Consider the following 21,823-nt stretch of genomic DNA (forward strand, 5'->3'; position numbering starts at 1 on the left):
ATCACGCAATTGTTATTGTTTGACGATGCACGGGAGTTCGCAGGGAGGTGTGCACTGAGGCCTGGCTGGATGCCCTGTCTTATTGCAGGCGCAATGGACTGCAATATTTCGATAACCTCTTCATGAAGGTTTACCCTGAATGGCATCGGCTTTGCGCCACAGCGTTTCCGGGCTCGATACGACGATGCGCCTCACGCTTGCCGTGCTGGCTCTGGCGTCGGGCGTCTACACCTATCTCGGTGTCCGCGATCTGCTCGACGGATCGCCCCTCATCACCTTCTTCGCCGCGCTGATCTATTCCAGCGCCGTCTCCGTCGCGATCTATGCCTTCTGGTCGTTCCTGCTGGCGTTTCTGCCGCATGTGCGGGATGTCGCGAGCAGGGTGTGGCTCGCCGCGGCGATGCTGCTGGGCTCGGTAATGATCATCGCCATGTCCTCGTGGCTCAACGCCGCCGCGCTCGCGGGCTCCGCGGCCATTGAGCAGCATCTCGCGGTAACGCTCCAGAACTACACGCGCGATCTCGACGAAGCGCACAATCGCGCCCTCGGCGCGCAGAGCCTTCTGCCGGACATCCAGCTCGCCTCGACCCGCTTCGCTCGGCTCGCCGACGCCGAGCGCGGCGGCGCCCTCACCGGCACGGGCGGGTCCGGCACCGTCGTCCAGCTTCTCAGCCAGATGTCGCGGCAGCTCGACGACCTCGGCCGCGAGGTTTCGGCGAGCGGCGAGAGGGTGAAGACGCTCTATGCAGAAGGCAGCGCCAACATCGCCCAGATGCGGGAGCTCGTCTCCGGTCAGGGCGAGATCAAGGCGCGCTCCGATGGCTTCGGGGCTGAGGCGCTGCGTCTCGTCGGCACCATCGCCTCGCTCGAGCAGGCGTCCATGGCGCAGGCGGTGAAACGCGCCGCCGACGATCTCTCCTCAGGCTTCATCGCCCCGGCGGCGGGCGGGCGGACGGCGGATCTCGCGGGCCGCCAGTCCGCCGTCGTGGACAATGTGGAGCGGGCGGTCGAGGCGCAGGCGAACGCGCTCTCGAAGGCGGCCGACAAGATCATCGGCACCGGCACCGTGGAGCCGGCGCGCTTCCAGCCGCTCAGCACCGCCGAGGCGGTCCTCCGTTATGCGGGAGATTTCCTGCCGAGCTGGGCAGGGGCGATCTCGATCGATTTGCTGCCCGCCGTTCTGGTGCTGATCCTGTGCGTCGTCCATGCGGCCATTCGCCGGGAGGGCGAGCCGGTGGCCGCAAGCACCATGACCGCGGACCAGCTGATCACCGCCCTGCGGCTTGCCGGCGAGATCCGAGCGCAGTCGTACCCTCCTGTCCCTGCCGCCGGGAACGCGGAGGACGATGCACCGGACACGGCGGACACCCAGGCGGCAACGGTGACGGCGCTGCCAACCAGCCGCGCGAAGAAGGAGTGACAGCGTGAGTGCGGGGCCCGCAAGCGCGCCATCATCGGGGGATGCTGAGGCGACGAGCACCTGGGCCCGGTTCCTCGGGGTCCGACCGGACGAAACTGTGCTGCGCACCGTTTTCCGCGCCCTCATGGCGCTGACCATCGCGGTTCTCGGCTGGGATCTCGCCGAGCGCATGACGGCGCCGCCGGAGCGGCCCGCCGTCCCCGGCGAGGAACACACCGTGCAGCCCTACCTGCCGTCCGCGCGCCCGGGCATGCCCGGCCCCGAAGAGCGGCGCCCGGGCCGCGTGCCGGCGGCTGACCTGCGCAAGCCCATGGTCATCGAACTCGTCGCCGGCGGCCGCCTGGAGGCGCGGGGCGCGATTACCCCGGGCACCGCAGAGCGCTTTGCCGCCGAGATCGCGCGGCTGGGCGACTATGTGAAGACCGTGGTGCTCAATTCCCCCGGCGGATCGGTCAGCGATGCCCTCGCCATGGGGCGGCTCATTCGCGAGCGGCGCCTTGACACCAAGGTCGAAGCGTCGGGCCTGTGCGTGTCGTCCTGTCCGCTGGTCTTCGTGGGCGGCGTCAACCGCATCGCCGAAGGCGGGTCCGCCATCGGGGTCCACCAGGTCTTCACCGGGCGGCGGTCGGCCGGCGCGCCGCCCGCGGATGCGGCGGAAGGCATGGCGGGCGGCCAGCGGGTGTCGGCCGAATGCCAGCGTCACCTCGTGGCGATGGGCGTCGACCCGCGCGTGTGGATGAGCGCGATGGAAACGCCGCCGCAGGAGATGTTCTATTTCTCCGCCGGCGAACTGCTGGAGCTGAAGCTGGCGACTGCCGCGCGGTCTTGAATCTTCTGCAACAGGCAGCTTGCTCTCGATTCACAGGAGTCGACGCGCTCCGGCGCTCCGACTGGCAGCAGCCGAGGCCGTAGTCGTAGCAGGCGCGGCTGGTTGAGGGCCTCGCCGGACCACGTGAGCATCTCGCCCTGGGAGGTCACGGCAGCGCGCCGCGATGTGCTGCTGGTGCAGCGGTTCCGCCGGGTCGAAGTGGATCCGACCGGTTGCGGGCCGATAGCCCTTTTCCGCCTCTTTAGGGGTATGGTGCGCTTCCATCTGCCCAGTGTCCCGAGGATTCGCCATGAAGCCCCTCCACCGGGAAAACCATCTGATCGCGCGCATCGGCTGGCTGCGCGCCGCGGTCCTTGGCGCCAATGACGGCATCATCTCCACGGCGAGCCTCATGGTGGGCGTCGCAGCAGCCTCGACGAACGCATCCGAGATTCTGGTCGCGGGCGTCGCCAGCCTCGTGGCCGGGGCCATGTCCATGGCCGCTGGCGAATATGTCTCGGTCAGTTCGCAGGCTGACACCGAGAACGCCGACCTGCAGAAGGAACGGCGCGAACTCGCCGAGGATCCCGAAAGCGAGCTGAACGAACTGACGAATATCTATGTGGGGCGGGGCGTCGAGCCGGCGCTGGCGCGCCGGGTGGCCGAGCAGATGACGGCCAAGGACGCCTTCACCGCCCATGCCCGCGACGAGCTGGGTCTGGCCGAGCATGTGGTCGCACGCCCCATACAGGCCGCGCTGACATCGGCGGTGACGTTCGCGCTGGGTGCCGCGATTCCGCTAATCATCTCGCTGCTGGCGCCCACGGCGCTGATCGCGCCCATCGTCTCGGGCGGATCGCTGGCGTGTCTCGCGGTGCTCGGCGCGCTGGGCGCGCGCGCGGGCGGCGCGGACATCTGGAAGCCGACCATCCGCGTGACCTTCTGGGGCGCCATCGCCATGGCAGCGACGGCCGCCATCGGCGCGGCGGTCGGGCACGCGGTCTAGATTCGTTCGCCTGCCGGCTCGGGCGGTACGGCGAGCGGCCCCGTCCCCTCCATTGTGCCGTCCGTGCGCACGAACAGCGCCGCGAGGCCGAGGCGGCGGGCGAGGGCTGGCCCCTCGCTTGCCCCGCGCACCAGCAAAGCGGTCGCCCAGGCGTCCGCCGCCATGCAGGTTTCGCCGAGCACGGTGACGGCTGAGAGGTCATTCTCCAGCGGCGCGCCCCGCGCCGGGTCCATGGTGTGGGAGAGCACGCGCCCCGCCACTTCCACCCGGTGGCGATAATTGCCCGAGGTGGCGACGGCGGCGCCGGAGAGTTCCAGCACGCCGAGGATGTCCCGCTCCCTCACGGACGGCCGCTCATGGGCCACCGTCCACGGCCGGCCGTCCGGCTTCAGGCCTTCGGCGCGCATCTCGCCGTCGATGCCCACCAGAAAGGAGGAGGGGCCGGCCGCGCGCATCTCGCGGGCCAGCTCATCCACGCCGAAGCCCTTGGCGATGCCGGCCAGATCGAGCCGGAGCGGTACCAGACGGCGGGCGCGGCAGCCGGCCGGATCGAGCTGCAAGGTCTTCGGCGGCTCGAAGGAGGGGCGGCCGGCGAGCGCCGCGATGTGTCCGCCATCAGGCCCCGGCACCCCGCCGAAGCCCCATGCCCGGACCAGATCGCCCACCCCGATATCGAATGCTCCGCCCGAGAGGCGACCGATTTCCAGCGCCGTTGCGAGGACGTGCATCAGCTCCCGGGGGAGGGGCCTCCACGCCCCGATGGGCGCGGCGTTCAGCCGTTCCAGATCGGAGTCGGGCCGGAAGGTGGACATCTGCTGTTCCACCTTCTCCACCGCGCTCTGGAGGCGACAGGTGAGCGCCGCTTCGTCCACGTCGCCGGCGGCGAAGAAGGTGGCGGACCAGCGCGCGCCCATGGCCGGCCCGCTCAGGGCGCGGCGGCGGAGCGCCGTCGCATCCCGAGGCGCATCAATAGACATCTTCGACATAGCGTCCGCTCGATTTGAGGGTGGGAAGGTCGAGGCCCAGCGGGCGCACCACCGGCTCCAGCGCGCGGGTCACGGCCTCGGCCATGTCGCGGCCGCCGCAGACGAGGATCTGCGCGCCCTGCTTCACCAGTTCCCGCAGGCGCGGGGCATCGGCGGCGATGCGGTCCTGCACATAGGCGCTCCCGTCCGCATCCCGCGAGAAAGCGGTGCGCAGGGTGGTCAGCCGCCGCTCGGCGAGGTGCTGGGCGAGTTCATGCTCATAGAGGAAGTCGGAGGCCGCGCTCCGCCCGCCCCAGTAGAGATGCACCGGCCGACCCGCCGCATTGGCCCGCACGAAGCCGGCCAGCGGCCCGATGCCGGCCCCCGCGCCGATGAGGATGAGCGGGCCGCGTCCCTTGGCCGGACGGAAGGTCGGATTTTCCCGGATGAAGGCATCGATGCCCTCGCCGGGCTGAAGAGCGTGCAGGAAAGTGGAGCACAGTCCGCCCGCGCGCAGCCGCACGCAGATTTCCAGCACGCCGTCGCGGGTGGAGGAGGCCAGCGAATAGAAGCGCGGCATGGCATCGCCAAGCTTCTCATTCACAGGCGGCACGATGCCCACGAGGTCGCCGGCCTCGAAGGCGGGCAGGGGGCCGGGCGCGCCGGTGCGCGGGTCAACGGGTGCCGTGAAGCGCAGGATCGCCACGGGCGCGCCCACCGCCTCGCCGTAAAGCTCCCGCCCGGCCAGCGCCAGCCGGGTGGTCTTCGGCGGCTCCGCCACATGGGTGAGCACGAGGTCATGCCCCAGCACATCCCCCAGATCGTGCCCCCATTGGGCGAATTCCTGGGGTGAGCGGCGATCCACCCGCTTCATGGGCAGGAGCTGCGGGCAGCCGCGCGCGTCCAGTGCATCGGCGACGTCGCGCGCGAAGCGGCAGAAATGGGGGAAGCTGCGATCGCCGAAGCCCAGCACCGCCACTGCCGGATGCCCCGGCAGCTTTGCGAGGCGGGACAGGAAGTGTCTGGCCGATTGCGGCGCCGCGCCCTCGCCATAGGTGGCGGCGAGCACCAGCAGGCGCGGGGCGGCCATATGCGCCGCGCTCACGTCATTCATGGCCGCGGTGTGGACCTTGTGGCCGGCGGCGGCGAGGGCCGCGTGCAGGGTGCCCGCGAAACCCCAGGTGGAATTGCCCTCGCTGCCCACCAGGATCACCGTATCCGCCGCCCGCGCCGGGACGTTGGCACCGATGCGCGGCCGTGCCGCCCGCCGCCGCAGCCAGAGGACGAGGCCCGTTCCGCCGAGCACGGGAACCATGGCAGAGGCGAGACCCAGCAAAAGGCCGAGCACCCAGGCGCCACGCCCGGTATGCAGCGTGCGCACGAGGTCGTTCATCCGCTCCAGCGCCGGCGCCGGCGTCATGGCGAGGGTGGCGCCGGTGGCGGCATCCACCAGCCGCTCGCCATCGGCGGTGACGAGGGTGAAGACGTCGGTGGGGTCGGCAGGATCGGGGAAGGTGAGTTCGCGCAGATCCCGGAGCTTCACGCTGTTCAGGCTGCTGAGAGTCCCGACGGGGGCCGGCGCGCCACCGCTGGCGGCGATGGCGGGGGTCATCGCCGCCTTTTCAGGCAGAAGCCCGAAGGTGCCCGCCGACATCCACAGGCCGGTCAGCGACGACAGGATCAGGCCCACGGCCGCGAGCCGGCCGAGTTCGCCATGCCAGCGCTGCGCCGGGGTGCCGCGGATGGGCCGCAGCAGCGCCCCCATGCCGCCGAGCCGGCGGGCCAGCAGCAGGAGGCCGGAGACGGAGAGCCCCAGCATCGCCAGCGCGCCGATGGCCGCCGCCACGCGCCCCGCATCGCCCATCAGGAAGGCGCGGTGCAGGTTGGTGATGAAGCGGGTGGTGTCCGACACCGCGTAAGGCCCGAGCCCCGCGCCGGTGGCGGGATCGATGCGCTCCACGCCACGCGTGCCACCATCGTCGAAGGCCGCCGTGAGGCTGCCGTCCGCCCGCAGCCGGATGGCGCTGACGCCGGGATGGCGCGCGGCGACCGCACCTGCGACGTCCGCGACGCTGGCGGATGCCGGTATGGCCGGGGCGGCAACGTGGTTCAGCGCCGGCTGCACGGAAAGGACCGTGCCGGAGAGGGCGGTGACGGCAAGGGCCAGCGCCAGCGCGATGCCGGGAAGGCCATGGAGGCGGCGAAGCATTTTGGGGGGTGTCCGAAGGGGATCAGAAGGTGACGGTGAAGGACTTCACATAGCCCTTGCCGGCGACGGGCTTGCCGGACGCACTTGCGGCGAGGGGGGCGACCACCTCGGAGGGATTGTCCATCCCGTCCTCCACCGCCGTGTCCACATGGACCTGGTAGCCGGCATCGATCATGGCATCGGCGAGATCGAGGGTGATCTTCAGTGTCTTGCCGGACCCGATGCTGGCGCCGGTGATGCCGTCGATCTCGGTGGGCCGTCCGCCGGAGGCGCGCTGCCAGTCGGAGAGGTGGCGGTAGTATTTCGCCTTGCCTCCGGCCATCCAGAGCGTGCCCTTGTAGGCGCCGGCCGCATCGGTGACGTACAGCACCACATAGGCGCCGTTGCCGCCATAGGGCTTCAGGGTGGTCTCGAAGGTGACCTGCCGCGCCTCGGCCAGCACCGGCGACAGCAGGGTGGCGGTAGCCGCCACGGCGGGGAGAACGAATTTCATCTGATTATTCCTTTGAAGGGGTGCGGGGGCGGCCGAGGGTCACTGCACCTCGACCTTGGGCCGGGCCTTGCCCTGGAACAGGCCGTTGTCCGGCACCGGCGCGGCGGGATCGGCCGGGCCGTTCTGCGGAACGGCACCGGGGCGGGCGCCCGGGCGGCCGTCATCATCGTCGTCGTCATCATCGTCGTGATGGCGGCCGTGATGGCGCTCCTTGCCCTCGCGCCGGTGGTCGTTGTCGGCGAGACGGAGGGGGCGGGCGTCGGCGCGGGTAGCGTCGTCGCGGCTGTGGAAGGGGAGATCGAGATGGTCGATCTGGGTCGCCGCCAGCGCCACGCCGAGGCCGGCGGTGGAGAGGAGGAGGGCGATTCCGATCAGGGTTCGCGTCTTCATGGAGGGGCTCCGGCGTTCGATGACGCTGACACCCTCACGAACCAACCTGACAGCCGCCTGAACCCCCTGCTGAATCGCGTTCAGCTTGCTGTCAGGATCGCGCTTCGGGAAAGCGCACGACGGCGCTGAAGCCCTCCGTCGCCCCCGGGATGGGCGAGGCGATTTCCAGCGCCAGCCCCGCCCCGCGGCAGATGGCGGCGGCAATGGCGAGGCCAAGGCCAGAGCCCTCCGCCCCCGTCGGTCCCCGCTCGAACGGCCGCAGCAACTGGGCCATCCGTTCCGCCGGAACGACGGCGCCATGGTTGGTGATTTCCAGCCGGTCGGCGGTGAGGCGGACCCGGACCGGCGTGTCCGGCGCGCCGTGTTTCAAAGCATTTTCAATGAGATTGCGTGCCAGAACCGCGAAGGCGTCGGGGTCGAGATCGCTGACGGGGCCGCCCTCCGCCGTGATGCTGAGGTCGATGTCTCCCGCTCGGTCGGTCCGGCGGTCGATGTCGGCGATCACATGGCGCAGTACAGGCGCGAGTGGCGCAGGCGCCTCCGCGAGCAGGCCGGCGCCTTCGGCCTTGGCGAGCTGGAGCAACTTCTCCGACAGGCGCGAAAGGCGGCGCAGCGCGCCCGCGATGGTGCGTGCGCGCTCCTGCGCCGGTCCTTCCGGCAGCTCGGCCACGAGCCGCTGGGTCTGCGCCAGGGCGGCGGCGATGGGGGTGCGCAACTCATGGGCGCTGTTGGCGGCAAAGCCCCGCTCCGCCTCCAGCGCCCCGCGCAGGCGCTCCATGAGCGCATTCACAGCACCCGCGACGGGTGCCATCTCCTCCGGCAAACCCTGCTCCGGCACCGGCGCCAGGTTGCCCCGCCCCCGCGCGGCGATGGCATGGCGGAAGGCGAGCACCGGCTTCAAGGTGAGGCGGAGCGTGAGCCAGACACCGGCAAGCGCGATGGGCACGAGGGCGACAAGCGGCCAGATCAGCGCCATGACCGCCCGCCAGACCGCGGCGGCGCGATGGTCCAGCTCCTCCGCCGTGGTGACGATGACGGTGCCACGCACCGCCGCTTCCGTGTAGGTGCGCAGCCGGGGCGTGGTGTGAAAGCCGGGGGCGAGCCCGGCGGGAATCGCCATCTGCTCCGCGTCGCTGGACTGGAGCAGCACACGGCCTTGCGCGTCGCGCACCACATAGGTGATGAATTCGCGATGCGGGCCCACGGGCGGCATGTGGTGCGTGCCGGCCCCATCCTCGCGCGCGAGCAGCTCCGAATAGGCGAGGGGCAGCACCCGCTGGGCCACCTCCTGCAACGCGCTGTCGAAGACCTCGTCGATCTCGTGCCGCAGCACCAGCCCGGCAACCGTCGCTGCCGAGAGCCACAGGGCGGCCACCGACAACGCGAGCCACAGGCCGAGGCGCCGGCGCAGGCTCCAGCGTCCGCTCATGCGCCGCCTCCCGGCGTGCCCAAGCGATAGCCCATGCCGCGCACGGTCTCGATCACGTCGGCACCGAGCTTCTTGCGCAGGCGCGCCACATAGACCTCGATGGTGTTGCTCTCCACCTCCGCATCGAAGGAATAGAGCCGTTCCTCCAGCTGCGGCTTCGACATGAGCTGGTGCGGCCGCTGCACGAAAGCCTCGAACAGCGCCCATTCCCGCGCTGTCAAAGCGATGGTCTGCCCGGCGCGGCGCACCGAGCGGGCGGAAAGGTCCACCTCGATGTCGCCGAGCGCGACCAGCGGGTTGGGATTGCCCGCATAGCGCCGCCCCACGGCGCGGATGCGCGCCGACAGCTCGAACAGGTCGAACGGCTTCACCAGATAGTCGTCGGCGCCGGCGTCGAGGGCGGCGATGCGGTCGGAGATCTGGTCGCGGGCGGTGAGCACCATCACCGGCGTCGCGTCGCCCGTGCTGCGCAGCTTCTTCAGGAAGTCGGAGCCGCGCCCGTCGGGCAGCATGAGGTCGAGAAGGATCAGGTCGAAGGCCGCGGCATGGACGGCGTGCGCGGCATCCGCAAGGCGCGTCACCCAGTCGGCGCCGTGCCCGTCCGCGACGATCTGGTCGCGCACGGCCATGCCCAGGACGGGATCGTCTTCGATGAGGAGGATTCGCATCTGTCACCTCGGAGGGCCGCCTGGCAATCTAGCGCGGCACGAGGTGGAAGGATCGAGAGAATTCCTCCGGCCGTTCAGGTGGGTGTCAGCTTGGCGTGGTGTTGATGGGGCCGGGGCGGAAGGAGGATGTGCGGTGAGACGCCAAGGGTTCGCATTCCGGCTTGTGGCCGCCAGCCTTGTCATCACCAGCCTTGCCGCGACGCCGGCCGCTGCGGATCGCGACTGCAACGTGCCGCTGGCCGACTGGCAGCCGCGCGAGGTGCTGCAGAAGAAGCTGGAGGCCGAGGGCTGGACGGTGCTCTCCATCCGCTCCGATGACGGCTGCTACAAGGTCCGCGCCACCAACGCGCAGGGGATGCGGCTGAAAGCGAAGTTCGATCCCGCGCGCCTTGAGCCGGTTCTTGGACAGCGTGATGATGATTGACCGCAGCTTCCTCAAACCCAAAAAATAGTGGAGCTTAGCTTGGCTCCGCCAGATGGGTCAGATGGGGTTCTCTGGATCCCCCGTCCGAAGCGAGGAGGCAGACGCTGAACAGGTTGCCGTCCATGTCGAGCCTCCTCGCATTCGAGGCGGCGGCACGCCATTCCAGCTTTACCCGCGCCGCGACGGAGCTGAACCTGACCCAGGGCGCGGTGAGCCAGCGCATCAAGGCGCTGGAGGATCTGCTCGGCCACCAGCTGTTCGTGCGCGAGGGCAATGCGGTCCGCATCACGGACGAGGGGCGGCACTATCTGGCGTCGGCGCGCATGGCGCTGGCAGAGGTCCAGTCGGCGACGAGCCGCGCCGTCGAACGGCACCGCGGCGACATCCTCACGATCGCTTGCCTCGGCACGTTCGCGCTCAAGTGCCTGATCCCGAGGCTCAAGGAGTTCCGCCGGCAGCGGCCCAACATCGCCCTGCGCCTGCGGACCCTCCACCCCTTGGAGGAGGCCTCCCGCCAGGACCACGATGTCTCGATCCAGTACGGCGTGCGCAGCCGCTGGCCCGACATGGTGCTGGCGAAGCTCGGCGACGACTTTCTCTTTCCCGTCTGCAGCCCCGACCTGCTGCAGGAGGGCGAGGGCCTGACCAGCCCGCGCGATCTCGTGCGCCACACCATCATCCGCACGCTCTCGCCCATCGACATCCAGGGCGACTGGTCGCTGTGGCTGGACCGGGCTGGACTACCGGGACTGATGTCGGCTTCGGAGTTGCATTGCGATACGCTGTTCTCCTCGTACGAGGCTGCGATCGAGGGCCTGGGCGTGACCATGGGGCGCTGGTCGGTGGCACGCATGGATTTGGCGGCCGGCCGGCTGGTGGAGCCGTTCACCATCCGCCTGCCCTCGCCGCTCGGCTACCACGTCATCGCCACGCCCGAGCGCGCCAAGCTCGCCAAGGTGGCTGCCTTCTTCGAATGGGCGGCAGAGCACCTGCACAACACCGCCCAGCCCCACCCCCACTGAGGCGACACGAGCGATCCATGCCGAGCCGCAGCGCGAATTAGATTTTCTAATGACTGGATTACGCAATTTGGCTTGAGGATTTTGGCCTCTCGACGAAACTCGACCCAACGACATGCGAGCTGAATTCGCCTCTAATGGCGCTGATCTCACTCCTGTCGATAAGAATAAATCTGCGTGATCGTAGATTTTCCGGGAGGGGGTGTCGTCGATGGAGATGATTTCGCGCTATGGCGCGCCGCCCACTCGTCTGATCTCTTTGATGAATTGCCTGAAGTACCCGTTGCGGCACGTGCGGGCAGGCGACAAGTTCGTGATCCTCACCGACGATCAGATGGACCCGCTCATCTGGCAGGCGATGATGGCGGAGCTGCACAGCCGGGGGGCCGAGGCACTGCTATGCCTGTTCCCCAAGCGCGCCTACCACTGTGCCGACCCCTCGCCCATGTCGATCGGCGCCGCCAAGGAGGCGGACGTGGTGATCGCCCTCACCACCACCGCGCTCAACAGCGGCACGCCGGGCCTGCGGCAGATCCGCTCCGAGGGCGGCGGCAAGGGTAAGACCCCGATCTGGCTGTGGGAGGAGGCGAACCAGGAGATCCTCATCGACGGCGGCGGCGCCGCCACCGAGGATGAGATCAAGGAAATGTGCGACGTCCAGCGCCGCATCGGCGCGGTGTTCGACAACGGCAGGGAGGTGCGCGTCACCTCTCGCGCCGGCACCGACCTTACCGCGGACATCTCCGGCTATCCGCCGGGCGCGCTGGCGGACCGCTGGGGCGCGATCCCCTTCGAGCGCGACGAGGCAACCGGCCGCTTCGGCCTCAGCCCCGGCACCTGGCCGTTCGGCGAGTTCCACGTCGAGCCGCTGGCCGGCACCGCCAACGGCGTCGTGGTCTGGGACCAGACCGCCCATTTCCCGCCCGGCCAGTGGAGGGAGCCGGTGGAACTGGTGATCGAGAAGGGCAAGGTGGTCGACATCCGCGGCGGGCACGAGGCGCGTCTCGTCCGGCGCTATCTCAACCTCTATGGCGACGAGAATTCGTGGCTCGTGGGCGGCGAGATCTCGGTCGGCACCAACCGGCGCTGCCTGCCCTATACCGGCAACATGCGCTCCGAGAAGAAGCGCTACGGCGCCATGCACTTCGGCATCGGCCACGGGGCCGACCGCGGGGTGGTGAAGAGCAAGCTCAGGCTGGAAGGCATCACGGACTACGTCACCTGGGTGGTCGACGGCAAGCATACGGTGGTCGAGGATGGCGAGATCCTTGTCTAGCGGGCCGGCGCGTCGGGAGTGGGCGATGGCGGCGAGCGAGGTCGCCGAGCTGCTCCGGGCGTTCGAAAGCTCGGGCTTCGCCCGGCTCGCGATGGCGATCGGCCCTGTCAGGGTCGCTGCGTCCCGCCCGCTGGCGTCGGACACGGCGAAGGAGGCGCATCCGGACGCCGTCGCGGTCAACGCGCCGGTGCTCGGCATGTTCGAGCCGGCGCGTGCATCCGATGGCGCGCCGCTCGCACGCCGGGGCGCGGATGTCCTGACCGGCACCCCCATCGGGGTGATCCGCGTGCTGGATGCCCTCCACTCCGTCACCGCGGGCATTGCCGGGACTGTGGTCGCCGTCCATGCCGGCGACGGTGCATTCGTAGAATTTGGCGCGCCGCTCATCAGCGTCGTACCCGCCGACGCCGGCGTGAGGGGGGCGCCATGAGCGCGACCCGGCCCATCCGTCGCCTGCTGGTCGCCAATCGGGGCGAGATCGCGGCGCGCATCATCCGCACCTGCCGCGGGCTCGGCATCGAGACCGTGGTCACGGTGTCCGAGGCCGATCGCGACAGCCTGCCCGCGCGCCTCGCGGATCGCGCCGTGTGCATCGGGCCGGCGCGCGCAACAGCGAGCTATCTCGACATCGGCGCCGTGGTCATGGCAGCCATTGGCACCGGCTGCGATGCGCTCCATCCCGGCTTCGGCTTCCTCTCCGAGCGCGCGGAACTGGCGGCTGCGTGCGCCAAGGCGGGCATCATTTTCGTGGGCCCGCGCGCCGAGACGATCCGGCAGCTGGGCAACAAGATCGAGGCCCGCGCCCTCGCCGCCGCAGCCGGCGTGCCCATCGTGCCCGGCGACAACAGCGTCGCCGACTTCGCTCGTGCCGAGGCGGTGGCGCGCGAGATCGGCATGCCGTTGCTGTTCAAGGCGGCCGCTGGTGGCGGCGGGCGCGGCATGAAGATCGTGCGCAGCGAGGGTGAGCTGCGCAGCGCGTTCGAGACCGCGCGCGCCGAGGCGCAGGCGGCGTTCGGCGACGGCACGCTCTATATCGAGCGCCTGATCTCCGACGCCCGCCACATCGAGGTGCAGATCCTCGCCGACCGGCACGGCACCGTGCTGCATCTCGGCGAGCGCGACTGCACGCTCCAGCGCCGTCACCAGAAGATCGTCGAGGAGGGCCCGGCGAGCCTTGTGCCGGCGCCGCTGGTGGCGCGCCTGCGCCAGGCGGCGGTCGATCTGGCGCGGAGCGTCGGCTACGAGAATGCCGGGACGGTCGAGTTCATCTACGACCAGCAGCGGCAGGATTTCTTCTTCCTGGAGGTGAACACCCGCATCCAGGTGGAGCACCCGGTGACCGAGGAGCTCACGGGCATCGATATCGTCGCCGAGCAATTGCGCGTCGCCGCCGGCGCGCCGCTCACGCTTGCGCAGGAGGACGTGCGTCTTTGCGGCCACGTCATCGAATGCCGGATCAACGCCGAGGCGGCGGAGGCCGGGTTCCGCCCCGCGCCCGGCCGGATCACCCGCTGGAAGGCACCGCCGCAGGATTTCGTGCGGCTCGATACCCACTGCCACGAGGGCTACGTGGTGCCGCCCTTCTACGATTCCATGCTGGCCAAGCTCATCGTCCATGGAGCGGACCGTACGGAAGCCGTGGCGCGCGCCGGCGCGGCGCTGGAGGCGTTCGAGATCGAGGGCGTGGAGACGACGCTGCCCTTCCTGCGCCGGCTGCTCGCCCGGCCGGAATTCGCCTCCGGCGCGGTGAATACCCGCTGGGTGGAGGCGGTGGTGGCCGAGCCCTCGTTTTTCGCACCCCTGCCACCGGCTCGACACCCGGCCGCGGCCGAGGCGGCATCATGAGGAGACGACAGATGGGGCGCGACGGGAGCGGACCTGGATGCGGAGGGAGAAGGCAATGACGGAGCTGACCTATCAGGACGTCATCGGCATCCTGCGGCTGATCGATTCCGGTCCGTTCTCCGACGTGGAGCTGGAGTTCGAGGGAACGCGGCTCAAGGTCACGCGGTCCCGCGATGATGTTCCAGCGACGGTCCGGCCGGCGTCCTTGCCTCGGCCTGCATCACCATCTCCCGCCCCACCGCCGGCCGCCAACGCGGTGGCCCCAGCCACTGCGCCGGCCACGCCGCGCCGCGCCCCGGCCGACGTGCCCGACGGCGCCAAGGTCGCGAGCCCGATGGCAGGCACCTTCTATGCCGCGCCCGCTCCCGGCGCGCCGCCTTTCGCCGAGGAGGGCCGCGCGGTGCGCAAGGGCGACCAGCTCGGCATCGTCGAGGTGATGAAGCTGTTCACGCCCATCCAGGCGCCCTGCGACGGCGTGGTCGCCGCCATTCTCGTGCGGAACGAAGAGGTGGTGGAGATCGAGCAGACGCTGATGGTGATTGGCCCGGCCTGAGGCCTGCCCCGCAACGGAGACCAGGACGTTGAAGAAACTGCGCATCCTCGACGAGACGCTCCGCAACGCCCAGCAGTCGCTGTGGGCGACGCGCATGCGCACCCGCGACATGCTGCCCATCGCCGCGGTGATGGACGAGGCGCGCTTCGATGCCATCTGCGTCGCCGCCGGTGTCTCGTTCGAGGTCGCCGCCATGTTCCTGCACGAGGACCCGTGGGAGCGGATGCGCCTGCTGCGCCAGCAGGCGCCCAAGACCTCATTCGACGTGCTGGTGCGCGCGCGCAATCTCTGGGGCTGGAAGGCCCAGCCCTACGACGTGCAGACGGTCTATCTCGAAACGCTGATGCGCAACGGCGTCGACAGCTTCAAGGTGTTCGACGGCCTCAACGACCTGCGCAACATGGCGTGGATCATCTCAGAGGGCCGTCGCCTCGGCTTCAAGGTGAAGGGCTTCGTAGGCTTCAACGACAGCCCCGCCCATACCGACGCCTACCTCGCGGGCAAAGCGCGGGAATTCAAGGAGCACGGTGTCCATGAACTGGTGCTGTCCGACTCCCCCGGCGTGATGCTGCCGGAGCGCGCGTTTTCCTCGGTGGCCGCCACGCGCGCCGCCATCGGCGAGGACATGCCGCTGCACTTCCACGCCCACACCACCGGCGGCGTCTCCAAGGAATGCTGCCGCGAGGCGATCCGCGCCGGCGCGGACGTGATCTGGACCGCCGCGCGCCCCCTCGCTTATGGCCATTCGCTGCCCTGGGTATCCGACATCGTCCGCATCGCCCGCGAGGAGGGGCGCGAGGTGGATGTGGACGAGGCCGCGCTCGCCGAGATCGACGACTGGTTCTACTGGGTCGCGCACAAGGAGGGAAAGCCGATCCCCGAGGACGAGCCCTTCGACCCGGTGCACCACCGCGACTATGTGGGCCACCAGATCCCCGGCGGCATGATCTCCAACCTGGTGCGCCAGCTCCAGGACCTGAAGATGGAGCACCTTCTGCCCGCCGTGCTGGAGGAGGCGGGCCGGGTGCGCGGCGAGGTGGGCTATCCCCACATGTCCACGCCCTTCTCGCAGTTCGTGGGCGTGCAGGCGGTGATGAACGTCACCAGCGGCAAGCGCTACGCCACCGTGCCGGAGGCGCTGCGGCTCTACGCGCGCGGCGCGTTCGGCCAGCCGATCCATCCGCTCGACCCGAACGTTGCCGACATCCTCACCGGCGGCAAGGCGCCCATCGATTCCATCGCCGGCCTCGACGAGCCGGCGCTGCCGCGCATCCGCGCCGAGCACGGGCCGTTCGAATCCGACGAGGACCTGCTGCTGTTCCTGTTCCTCAATCCGGCGGCCTATACCGGGTTCAAGGCCAACCGCGCGCGCATCGCCTGGACGCCGCGGCCGAGCCCGGTGGCGGCGCTGATCGGCGAACTCGGCCGGCGCGCGGACATCGCGGCGGTGGAGATCGAGCACGGGTCGCTGAGGCTCAGCCTGTCCGGCCGGATCACGCCGGAAGCGGCGGCGTGAGGAGGCCGCGATGATGGTGCAGCCCCTTCCCCCCTCCGCCTCCGCCTCCGGCAGACCAGCGGCCACGCCCGGCGCCGGAGATGAGGCGTTGCTGCGCATCTCGCATCTCAAGAAGCGCTACGGCGCCTGGTTGGCGGTGGACGATGTCTCCTTCTCCGTCGCGGCGGGGGAGTTCTTCACCATGCTTGGGCCGAGCGGGTGCGGAAAGACCTCCACCCTGCGCTGCATCGCCGGGCTTGAGATGCCGTTCGAGGGTGAGATCGTCATCGACCGCAAGCTTGTCTATTCCGCCGCACAGCGGATCCAGGTTCCGGCCAACCATCGCGACATCGCCATGGTGTTCCAGTCCTACGCCATCTGGCCGCACATGAGCGTGTTCGGCAACGTGGCCTTCCCGCTGGAGGCGCGCGGCGTGCGCGGGGCCGAGCTGAAATCGCGCGTCGGCGCGGCGCTGGAGACGGTGGGGCTCGCGGCCATGGCCGACCGGCCGGCGCCGATGCTGTCGGGCGGCCAGCAGCAGCGCGTGGCGCTCGCGCGCGCCATCGTCGCCAACGCCAAGCTGCTGCTGCTCGACGAGCCGCTCTCCAACCTCGATGCGGCGCTGCGCATTCAGATGCGCGCCGAGCTGCGCAACATCCAGCGCCGCCTCGGCGCCACCATGATCTACGTGACCCACGACCAGGAGGAGGCCATGAGCCTGTCGGACCGCATCGCGGTGATGCGGAACGGCAAGATCGTGGAGATCGGCGCTCCCCAGGACCTCTACCACCGGCCGCGCAGCGTTTTCACCGCCCAGTTCGTGGGCCAGTCGGAGGTGCTCCCCTGCGATCTTCCCGCTGCGCCGGCGGGCGGGCGGGTCGAGGCGCGGGCGCCGTTCGGGGTGGTGATGTGCACCGGCGTTCCGCAAGGGATCGGGCCGGGGCGCCACGGCCTCCTGGTGCGCCCGGAGCACATCCAGATCCTGCCCAGGGGCTCGGTGCCGGAGGGGCTGCCCAACCGCTTCCCGGCGCGCATCGAGAGCCGCAGCTTCTCGGGCCGGCTGATCGACTACCACGCGGCAGTGGGCGCCTCCTCGCTCGCCGTGCAGACGCTCTCCACCTCCGAATGGGAGGTGGGCGCCCCGGTGGTCCTGCACATGCCGCCCGCCCATTGCATCGTCGTCGAGGGATCGCCCGGCTGAGGCCGGACGGCGTTCAGGAGTTCACGCCCATGCTTTTGAAGGACAGGGTCGCGATCGTGGTGGGCGCCGGCCAGAGTCCGGGCGAGGGCACCGGCATCGGCCGGGCGACGACGCTGCGCTTCGCCCGCGAGGGCGCGCTCATCCTCGCCGTGGACCGCGACCTCGCCTCCGCCGAGGAGACCGCCGCCATGGCGGCGCAGGCGGGCGGCACCTGCATCGCCCACCAGGCGGACGTGACCGACGAGGCCGCGCTCGCCGGCGCGGTGGCGGCCGCTTATGGCCGGTGGGGGCGCGTCGACATCCTCAACTACAACGTCGGCGTCAGCATGGCTGCCGGCGACGCGCTGCTGCCCCAGCTGACCGAGGAGGCGTTCGACCGCGTCAACGCCATCAACCTGCGCGGCGCGATCATGATCGCCAAGCACGTTCTGCCGATCATGCGCGCGCAGCGCTCGGGCGTCGTCATCAACGTGTCCTCCATCGCCGCGGTGGAGAACACCTACAACTACGTCGCCTACAAGACCTCGAAGGCAGGCATGGTGGCGTTCACCGCCCAGATCGCGATGCAGAACGCCGAGCACGGCGTGCGCGCCAATTCCATCCTGCCGGGTGTTATGGAGACGCCCATGGCCATGGGGCCGCGCCTCGCCTCGGGCGAGAAGACGCGGGACCAGCTGATCGCCGAGCGCAACGCCAAGGTGCCGCTGCGCCGGCGCATGGGCAGCCCCTGGGACGTGGCGAGCGCCGCGGCGTTCCTGGCCTCCGACGATGCGAGCTTCATCACCGGGGTGGCGCTGCCCGTTGACGGCGGCGCGCTGGCGCGCATCGGCTGAGGCGTGACGAGACGGAAGAACGGCGGGAGGAGAGCAATGGCGGCAGCGGGCGAAGGCGGCACCACCCTCGTCACCGGCGGGGCGACCAGCATCGGCTGGGCGACGGTCGAGCGCGAGCTCGCCGCCGGCCGGCGCGTGGTGGTGTTCGACGTCCAGGACCCGGTGCGGCCGGACGCGGTCGACTTCGTGAAGGTCGACCTCGCCGATCCCGGCGCCACCGCCGCGGCCCTCGACCGGATGCTGGCGCGCGGCCCCGTGACACGCCTCGTCAACAACGTCGCGATCGTCCGGCCGGGGCCGCTGGAGGACATCCGCTTCGAGGACCTCGACGCGGTGATGTCGGTCAACGTGCGCTGCGCCATCCAGTGCGCGCAGGCGCTCGTGCCCGGCATGAAGGCGGCCGGCTTCGGGCGCATCGTCAACATCTCGAGCCGCGTCGCCATCGGCAAGGAGCTGCGCTCGGTCTATTCGGCGTCCAAGGCGGCGCTGGTCGGGCTCACCAAGACCTGGGCGCTGGAACTGGCGGCGCACGGCATCACGGTGAACGCGGTCGCCCCGGGCCCGATCGAGACCCCCGCCTTCGCGGCCGCCAACCGGCCGGAGGACCCGCGCACGAAGGCGATCCTGCGCGCGATCCCGCTCCAGCGCATGGGACAGCCGCGGGACGTGGCCAATGTGGTCGCCTTCTTCCTCGATGACGCCGCCAGCTTCGTCACGGGACAGGTGATCTATGTGTGCGGCGGCATCACGGTGGGCCGCGCGGCGTGAGCGGAAGAGGTGGCATAGGACACGACAAAAAAGAGAGGGAGGAAACCATGACCGAGATCGATCGCAGGACCGTGGTGAAAGGGCTCGCGGCGGGCGCCGCCGGCCTCATGGGCGGCCTTCCCGGCCCGCTCGCCTCCGCCTTCGCGGCGGAGGCCGACGACATGGCGAAGCTCGTGCCGCTGGCCGAGGCGGCGGTGGCGGCCAAGGAGGAGCCGGCGGTGTGGTACGAGACCACGGCCACCGATCTGCTCGCGCCCTGCATCGCCACCTTCAACAAGCGCTTCCCGAAGGTCGCCATCGAGCATGTGCGCGGCATCGGCGTCGGCGACATGGTCGCCAAGGTGATGCAGGAGGCCCGCGCGCCCGGCAAGTCCGCCGATCTCGTCACCACCACCGCCGACCAGACCTGGGGCATCACCTCGCGCGACCTCGCTCTGCCGGTGAAGTGGACGGACTACGGCATGCCGGCGAAGTTCGCGCCAACCCCCTATTCGCTGATCTGCGCGCACAGCCTGTTCTGCATCGTCTACAACACCAGCCAGCTGCCCGAGGCCGAGGCTCCCAAGGGATGGGAGGATCTCCTCAATCCCAAGTGGAAGGGCAAGGTGGGCAGTCCGGCCTTCGCCCAGCCTTATGCCGGCCTCGTGCCGGTGTGGGGCGAACCGCGCACCACGGCATTCGTCGAGAAGTTCGCGGCCAACGGGCCGGTCATCACCGCGAGCACCTACACGCTGGCCCAGCAATGCGCCTCGGGCGAGCTGCTGGCGGCCGTCGGCCTCAACTGGACTGCGCGGCCGACCATCCAGCGCGGCGGGCCGATCAAGATCTTGTTCCCCGATCCCTACCCGCTGAGCACCAACTATTCGACGCTGCCGAAATATGCCCGCAACGTGAACAGCGCCAAGCTCTTCGCGTGCTGGCTCGCCACCAACGAGGGCAACCGCGCCTACGAGGCTGCCACCGGCCGCGGCAGCCTGTTTCTCGACACCGAAACCGCCAAGCTGAAGCTGCCCACCGCCTCCGAGTTCCCGCTCGACGAGGTGCCGCGCATGACCAAGCTGATCGAGCTCTACAACAAGATCCTGCGGGCAGGCGGACCGATCTGATGAGCGACGCGCGGTTCGATGGCAGGCTTGCCGGCGCCCTCCCTTCGCCGACGTCCCTGCGCGAGCGCCTGCCGCGCGGCAAGACGCTGGTGTGGATCGGCCTCAGCATCATCCTCGGCTGGCTGGTGGTGGTGCCGGTGGCGTTGCTGATCCTATCGAGCTTCAAGACCGAGGGTTTCCCCACGGATGCGGGCTTCACCCTGCGCCACTATGTGGAGGCCTACACCGATCCCGAGCTGCGCGTCGTCCTGTTCAACACGCTGGTCTTCACGGTGGCGTCCACCGTATCCGCGGTGGCGCTCGGCACCGCGCTGGCCTGGCTCATCGAGCGCACCGACGTGCCTGGTGCCGGCGTGTTCCGGGTGCTGATCGTGGTGCCCATGGCGACCCCGCCGGTGCTGCTCGCGACAGCCTGGGCAATGCTGCTCAGCCCCCGCGCGGGCTCGCTGAACCTCGGGCTGGTGTCCGCGCTGGGACTCTCCGGGATGCCGTTCAACATATATTCCATGGCCGGCATGGTGTTCGTGGAGACGCTGACCATCATCCCGACCGTGTTCCTGATGCTGGCCCACGCCTTCCGCAATGCCGACCCGGCCCACGAGGAGGCGGCGCAGACCTCCGGCGCCTCGCCCTGGCGCGTATTCTGGCGCGTGACACTGCCCATGATGGCGCCGGCAATCCTCGGGGCGGCGGCGTTCGTCGCCATCGTTTGTCTGGTGGTGTTCGACGTGCCCGGCACGCTCGGCATGCCGGCGCGCATCTTCGTGCTGTCCTCGCAGGTCTACTATCTCTTCGGCGCGAGCCCGTCGGGCGTTCCCGCCTTCGGGCAGATCAGCGCGCTCGCGGTGCTGATCCTCGCCTGCCTGATCCTGCTGGCGGTGGTCTACCAATCCTTCACGCGGGTCTCTTCGCGCTTCGTGACCATCTCCGGCAAGGGCTTCCGCCCGCGGGTGAAGGAGCTCGGTCCATGGCGCTGGGTGGGCGCGGGCCTCGTCAGCGCCTATCTGGCGCTCGCGGTCGTCCTGCCGCTGGGCATGCTGGTCTGGGCCAGCCTGATGCCCTATCTCACCCCGGTGACTTGGCAGAATCTCGGCCTCATGACGATCTCCAACCACCTCGCCATCCTCAAGAATCCAATGATCGTGACGGCGGTGGTGAACTCGCTCCTGGTCGCCACCATCGCTTCCACTGCGGTCATGGCACTCGCCGGGACATCGGGCTGGATCATCGTGCGCGAGCGCGGGCTGGCGGGACGGGTGCTGGACATCCTGACCTTCGTGCCGCTGGCGATTCCGGGCGTGATCATGGGCATCGCCCTGACCTACGTCTATCTCTCGATCCCGGTGATTCCGATCTATGGCACCATCTGGATCCTGGTGATCGCGTACACCACCTTCTATCTCGCCTATGGCAGCCGGACCTCCCAGAGCGCCTTCTTCCAGCTGCACCGGGATCTCGAGGAGGCTGGCCTCGCCAGCGGCGCCTCGGCGGCGCGCACGCACCTGCGCATCACCTTCCCGCTGGTGTTCCCGGCCATGCTGGGCATCTGGGTCTGGGTGTTCGCCCATGTGATGCGCGAACTGTCGATCGCCCTGATGCTGCACGGGCGGCAGAACGTGGTGATCTCGACGCTGATCTGGAACTACTGGTCGGGCGGCGATCCGGTGACCGCATCGGCTATCGGCGTCTGGCTGATCGTGGCGCTGACGCTGCTGGTGGGCGCCACATTCGCGCTGACCCGAAACCGGTAGCGTTCGACGCCACCGTGCTGGTTCCGCTCAATGCGGCTTGCTCGCTCGATATTCCGGCTATCGGTGGGCAGGAAAGTTTGTTGCCCGCGATGACCCGGTGGAGACCCGAGGGGAGGGTGTCTCCGCAGCAATACTCAAGGCCCAGAAGCCTCGATTTTTCTTGG

General features: G+C 69.7%; 21 protein-coding genes. 15 read left to right on the forward strand and 6 right to left on the reverse strand.

The genetic code is table 11. From position 1 onward, the window contains the following. The first annotated feature begins 139 nt into the window (after positions 1–139). The 3 genes from D9R14_RS18430 (at position 140) to D9R14_RS18440 (ending at position 3,234) form a co-directional block, all read left to right on the forward strand. Entirely contained in the window at positions 140–1,420 is a 1,281-nt protein-coding gene (locus tag D9R14_RS18430) for a hypothetical protein (RefSeq protein ID WP_121624814.1), read from the forward strand. A gap of 124 nt (positions 1,421–1,544) precedes the next feature. Continuing rightward, positions 1,545–2,249, forward strand: coding sequence for a COG3904 family protein (locus tag D9R14_RS18435; protein WP_245420880.1), 705 nt, complete (start codon positions 1,545–1,547; stop codon positions 2,247–2,249). A 289-nt stretch (positions 2,250–2,538) separates the two neighbouring features. Beyond that, positions 2,539–3,234: a VIT1/CCC1 transporter family protein gene (locus tag D9R14_RS18440; protein WP_121624816.1), complete on the forward strand. Its 696-nt coding sequence runs from the start codon at positions 2,539–2,541 to the stop codon at positions 3,232–3,234. Here the strand turns inward: D9R14_RS18440 and D9R14_RS18445 are convergent. From D9R14_RS18445 to D9R14_RS18470, 6 genes are all read right to left on the reverse strand, one after another. Beyond that, positions 3,231–4,220: an FAD:protein FMN transferase gene (locus D9R14_RS18445; protein ID WP_121624817.1), complete on the reverse strand. Its 990-nt coding sequence runs from the start codon at positions 4,218–4,220 to the stop codon at positions 3,231–3,233. The genes D9R14_RS18440 and D9R14_RS18445 overlap by 4 nt on opposite strands. Next, on the reverse strand, positions 4,201–6,408 hold the full coding sequence (locus D9R14_RS18450; RefSeq protein ID WP_121624818.1) for a PepSY domain-containing protein: 2,208 nt from the start codon (positions 6,406–6,408) through the stop codon (positions 4,201–4,203). Before D9R14_RS18450 ends, D9R14_RS18445 begins: the two co-directional genes overlap by 20 nt. Before the next feature lie 22 nt (positions 6,409–6,430). Beyond that, on the reverse strand, positions 6,431–6,901 hold the full coding sequence (locus D9R14_RS18455) for a DUF2271 domain-containing protein (RefSeq protein WP_024279909.1): 471 nt from the start codon (positions 6,899–6,901) through the stop codon (positions 6,431–6,433). A gap of 39 nt (positions 6,902–6,940) precedes the next feature. Then, positions 6,941–7,291, reverse strand: coding sequence for a hypothetical protein (locus D9R14_RS18460; protein ID WP_121624819.1), 351 nt, complete (start codon positions 7,289–7,291; stop codon positions 6,941–6,943). Positions 7,292–7,382: 91 nt separating this feature from the next. After that, the gene (locus D9R14_RS18465; protein WP_121624820.1) at positions 7,383–8,720 is read right to left on the reverse strand and encodes an ATP-binding protein; all 1,338 of its coding nucleotides are present in this window, start codon (positions 8,718–8,720) and stop codon (positions 7,383–7,385) included. Beyond that, complete coding sequence (locus D9R14_RS18470; RefSeq protein ID WP_121624821.1) at positions 8,717–9,388, reverse strand: response regulator transcription factor; 672 nt, start codon at positions 9,386–9,388, stop codon at positions 8,717–8,719. The genes D9R14_RS18465 and D9R14_RS18470 overlap by 4 nt, the downstream gene beginning before the upstream one ends. Before the next feature lie 133 nt (positions 9,389–9,521). Here D9R14_RS18470 and D9R14_RS18475 point away from each other — a divergent pair, with 133 nt between their 5' ends. From D9R14_RS18475 to D9R14_RS18530, 12 genes are all read left to right on the forward strand, one after another. After that, positions 9,522–9,812 carry a PepSY domain-containing protein gene (locus D9R14_RS18475; RefSeq protein ID WP_121624822.1) on the forward strand — a complete coding sequence of 97 codons (291 nt, stop codon included), beginning with the start codon at positions 9,522–9,524 and terminating at the stop codon, positions 9,810–9,812. Between the two features lie 113 nt (positions 9,813–9,925). Next, complete coding sequence (locus tag D9R14_RS18480) at positions 9,926–10,834, forward strand: LysR substrate-binding domain-containing protein (RefSeq protein WP_281042018.1); 909 nt, start codon at positions 9,926–9,928, stop codon at positions 10,832–10,834. 208 nt (positions 10,835–11,042) lie between these two features. Continuing rightward, positions 11,043–12,107, forward strand: coding sequence for a 2,5-dihydroxypyridine 5,6-dioxygenase NicX family protein (locus tag D9R14_RS18485; RefSeq protein ID WP_121624824.1), 1,065 nt, complete (start codon positions 11,043–11,045; stop codon positions 12,105–12,107). Between the two features lie 25 nt (positions 12,108–12,132). Then, on the forward strand, positions 12,133–12,537 hold the full coding sequence (locus tag D9R14_RS18490; protein ID WP_121624825.1) for a hypothetical protein: 405 nt from the start codon (positions 12,133–12,135) through the stop codon (positions 12,535–12,537). Then, on the forward strand, positions 12,534–13,952 hold the full coding sequence (locus D9R14_RS18495) for an acetyl-CoA carboxylase biotin carboxylase subunit (RefSeq protein ID WP_121624826.1): 1,419 nt from the start codon (positions 12,534–12,536) through the stop codon (positions 13,950–13,952). Before D9R14_RS18490 ends, D9R14_RS18495 begins: the two co-directional genes overlap by 4 nt. 55 nt (positions 13,953–14,007) lie before the next feature. Then, complete coding sequence (locus D9R14_RS18500) at positions 14,008–14,505, forward strand: acetyl-CoA carboxylase biotin carboxyl carrier protein (protein ID WP_170168676.1); 498 nt, start codon at positions 14,008–14,010, stop codon at positions 14,503–14,505. A 28-nt stretch (positions 14,506–14,533) separates the two neighbouring features. After that, positions 14,534–16,021, forward strand: coding sequence for a hypothetical protein (locus D9R14_RS18505; protein WP_170168677.1), 1,488 nt, complete (start codon positions 14,534–14,536; stop codon positions 16,019–16,021). A gap of 10 nt (positions 16,022–16,031) precedes the next feature. Then, on the forward strand, positions 16,032–17,201 hold the full coding sequence (locus D9R14_RS18510; protein ID WP_121624829.1) for an ABC transporter ATP-binding protein: 1,170 nt from the start codon (positions 16,032–16,034) through the stop codon (positions 17,199–17,201). Positions 17,202–17,230: 29 nt separating this feature from the next. Continuing rightward, positions 17,231–18,034, forward strand: a complete 804-nt coding sequence (locus D9R14_RS18515; RefSeq protein ID WP_121624830.1) for an SDR family NAD(P)-dependent oxidoreductase — start codon at positions 17,231–17,233, stop codon at positions 18,032–18,034. Between the two features lie 36 nt (positions 18,035–18,070). Then, on the forward strand, positions 18,071–18,802 hold the full coding sequence (locus D9R14_RS18520) for an SDR family oxidoreductase (protein WP_121624831.1): 732 nt from the start codon (positions 18,071–18,073) through the stop codon (positions 18,800–18,802). 47 nt (positions 18,803–18,849) lie between these two features. Beyond that, on the forward strand, positions 18,850–19,908 hold the full coding sequence (locus D9R14_RS18525; RefSeq protein WP_121624832.1) for an ABC transporter substrate-binding protein: 1,059 nt from the start codon (positions 18,850–18,852) through the stop codon (positions 19,906–19,908). Beyond that, on the forward strand, positions 19,908–21,659 hold the full coding sequence (locus D9R14_RS18530; RefSeq protein WP_121624833.1) for an ABC transporter permease: 1,752 nt from the start codon (positions 19,908–19,910) through the stop codon (positions 21,657–21,659). Before D9R14_RS18525 ends, D9R14_RS18530 begins: the two co-directional genes overlap by 1 nt. The last annotated feature ends 164 nt before the right edge of the window (positions 21,660–21,823 follow it).

The organism is Xanthobacter tagetidis, assembly GCF_003667445.1.
GTDB lineage: Bacteria > Pseudomonadota > Alphaproteobacteria > Rhizobiales > Xanthobacteraceae > Xanthobacter > Xanthobacter tagetidis.

Coding starts and splice junctions, on each gene's coding strand:
- D9R14_RS18495 (WP_121624826.1), top strand. CDS start 12,534: ATGAGCGCGACCCGGCCCATCCGTCGCCTGCTGGTCGCCAATCGGGGC.
- D9R14_RS18470 (WP_121624821.1), bottom strand. CDS start 9,388: ATGCGAATCCTCCTCATCGAAGACGATCCCGTCCTGGGCATGGCCGTG.
- D9R14_RS18455 (WP_024279909.1), bottom strand. CDS start 6,901: ATGAAATTCGTTCTCCCCGCCGTGGCGGCTACCGCCACCCTGCTGTCG.
- D9R14_RS18510 (WP_121624829.1), top strand. CDS start 16,032: ATGATGGTGCAGCCCCTTCCCCCCTCCGCCTCCGCCTCCGGCAGACCA.
- D9R14_RS18515 (WP_121624830.1), top strand. CDS start 17,231: ATGCTTTTGAAGGACAGGGTCGCGATCGTGGTGGGCGCCGGCCAGAGT.
- D9R14_RS18445 (WP_121624817.1), bottom strand. CDS start 4,220: ATGTCGAAGATGTCTATTGATGCGCCTCGGGATGCGACGGCGCTCCGC.
- D9R14_RS18430 (WP_121624814.1), top strand. CDS start 140: ATGGCATCGGCTTTGCGCCACAGCGTTTCCGGGCTCGATACGACGATG.
- D9R14_RS18530 (WP_121624833.1), top strand. CDS start 19,908: ATGAGCGACGCGCGGTTCGATGGCAGGCTTGCCGGCGCCCTCCCTTCG.
- D9R14_RS18450 (WP_121624818.1), bottom strand. CDS start 6,408: ATGCTTCGCCGCCTCCATGGCCTTCCCGGCATCGCGCTGGCGCTGGCC.
- D9R14_RS18500 (WP_170168676.1), top strand. CDS start 14,008: ATGACGGAGCTGACCTATCAGGACGTCATCGGCATCCTGCGGCTGATC.
- D9R14_RS18440 (WP_121624816.1), top strand. CDS start 2,539: ATGAAGCCCCTCCACCGGGAAAACCATCTGATCGCGCGCATCGGCTGG.
- D9R14_RS18520 (WP_121624831.1), top strand. CDS start 18,071: ATGGCGGCAGCGGGCGAAGGCGGCACCACCCTCGTCACCGGCGGGGCG.
- D9R14_RS18465 (WP_121624820.1), bottom strand. CDS start 8,720: ATGAGCGGACGCTGGAGCCTGCGCCGGCGCCTCGGCCTGTGGCTCGCG.
- D9R14_RS18490 (WP_121624825.1), top strand. CDS start 12,133: ATGGCGGCGAGCGAGGTCGCCGAGCTGCTCCGGGCGTTCGAAAGCTCG.
- D9R14_RS18460 (WP_121624819.1), bottom strand. CDS start 7,291: ATGAAGACGCGAACCCTGATCGGAATCGCCCTCCTCCTCTCCACCGCC.
- D9R14_RS18485 (WP_121624824.1), top strand. CDS start 11,043: ATGGAGATGATTTCGCGCTATGGCGCGCCGCCCACTCGTCTGATCTCT.
- D9R14_RS18435 (WP_245420880.1), top strand. CDS start 1,545: ATGGCGCTGACCATCGCGGTTCTCGGCTGGGATCTCGCCGAGCGCATG.
- D9R14_RS18525 (WP_121624832.1), top strand. CDS start 18,850: ATGACCGAGATCGATCGCAGGACCGTGGTGAAAGGGCTCGCGGCGGGC.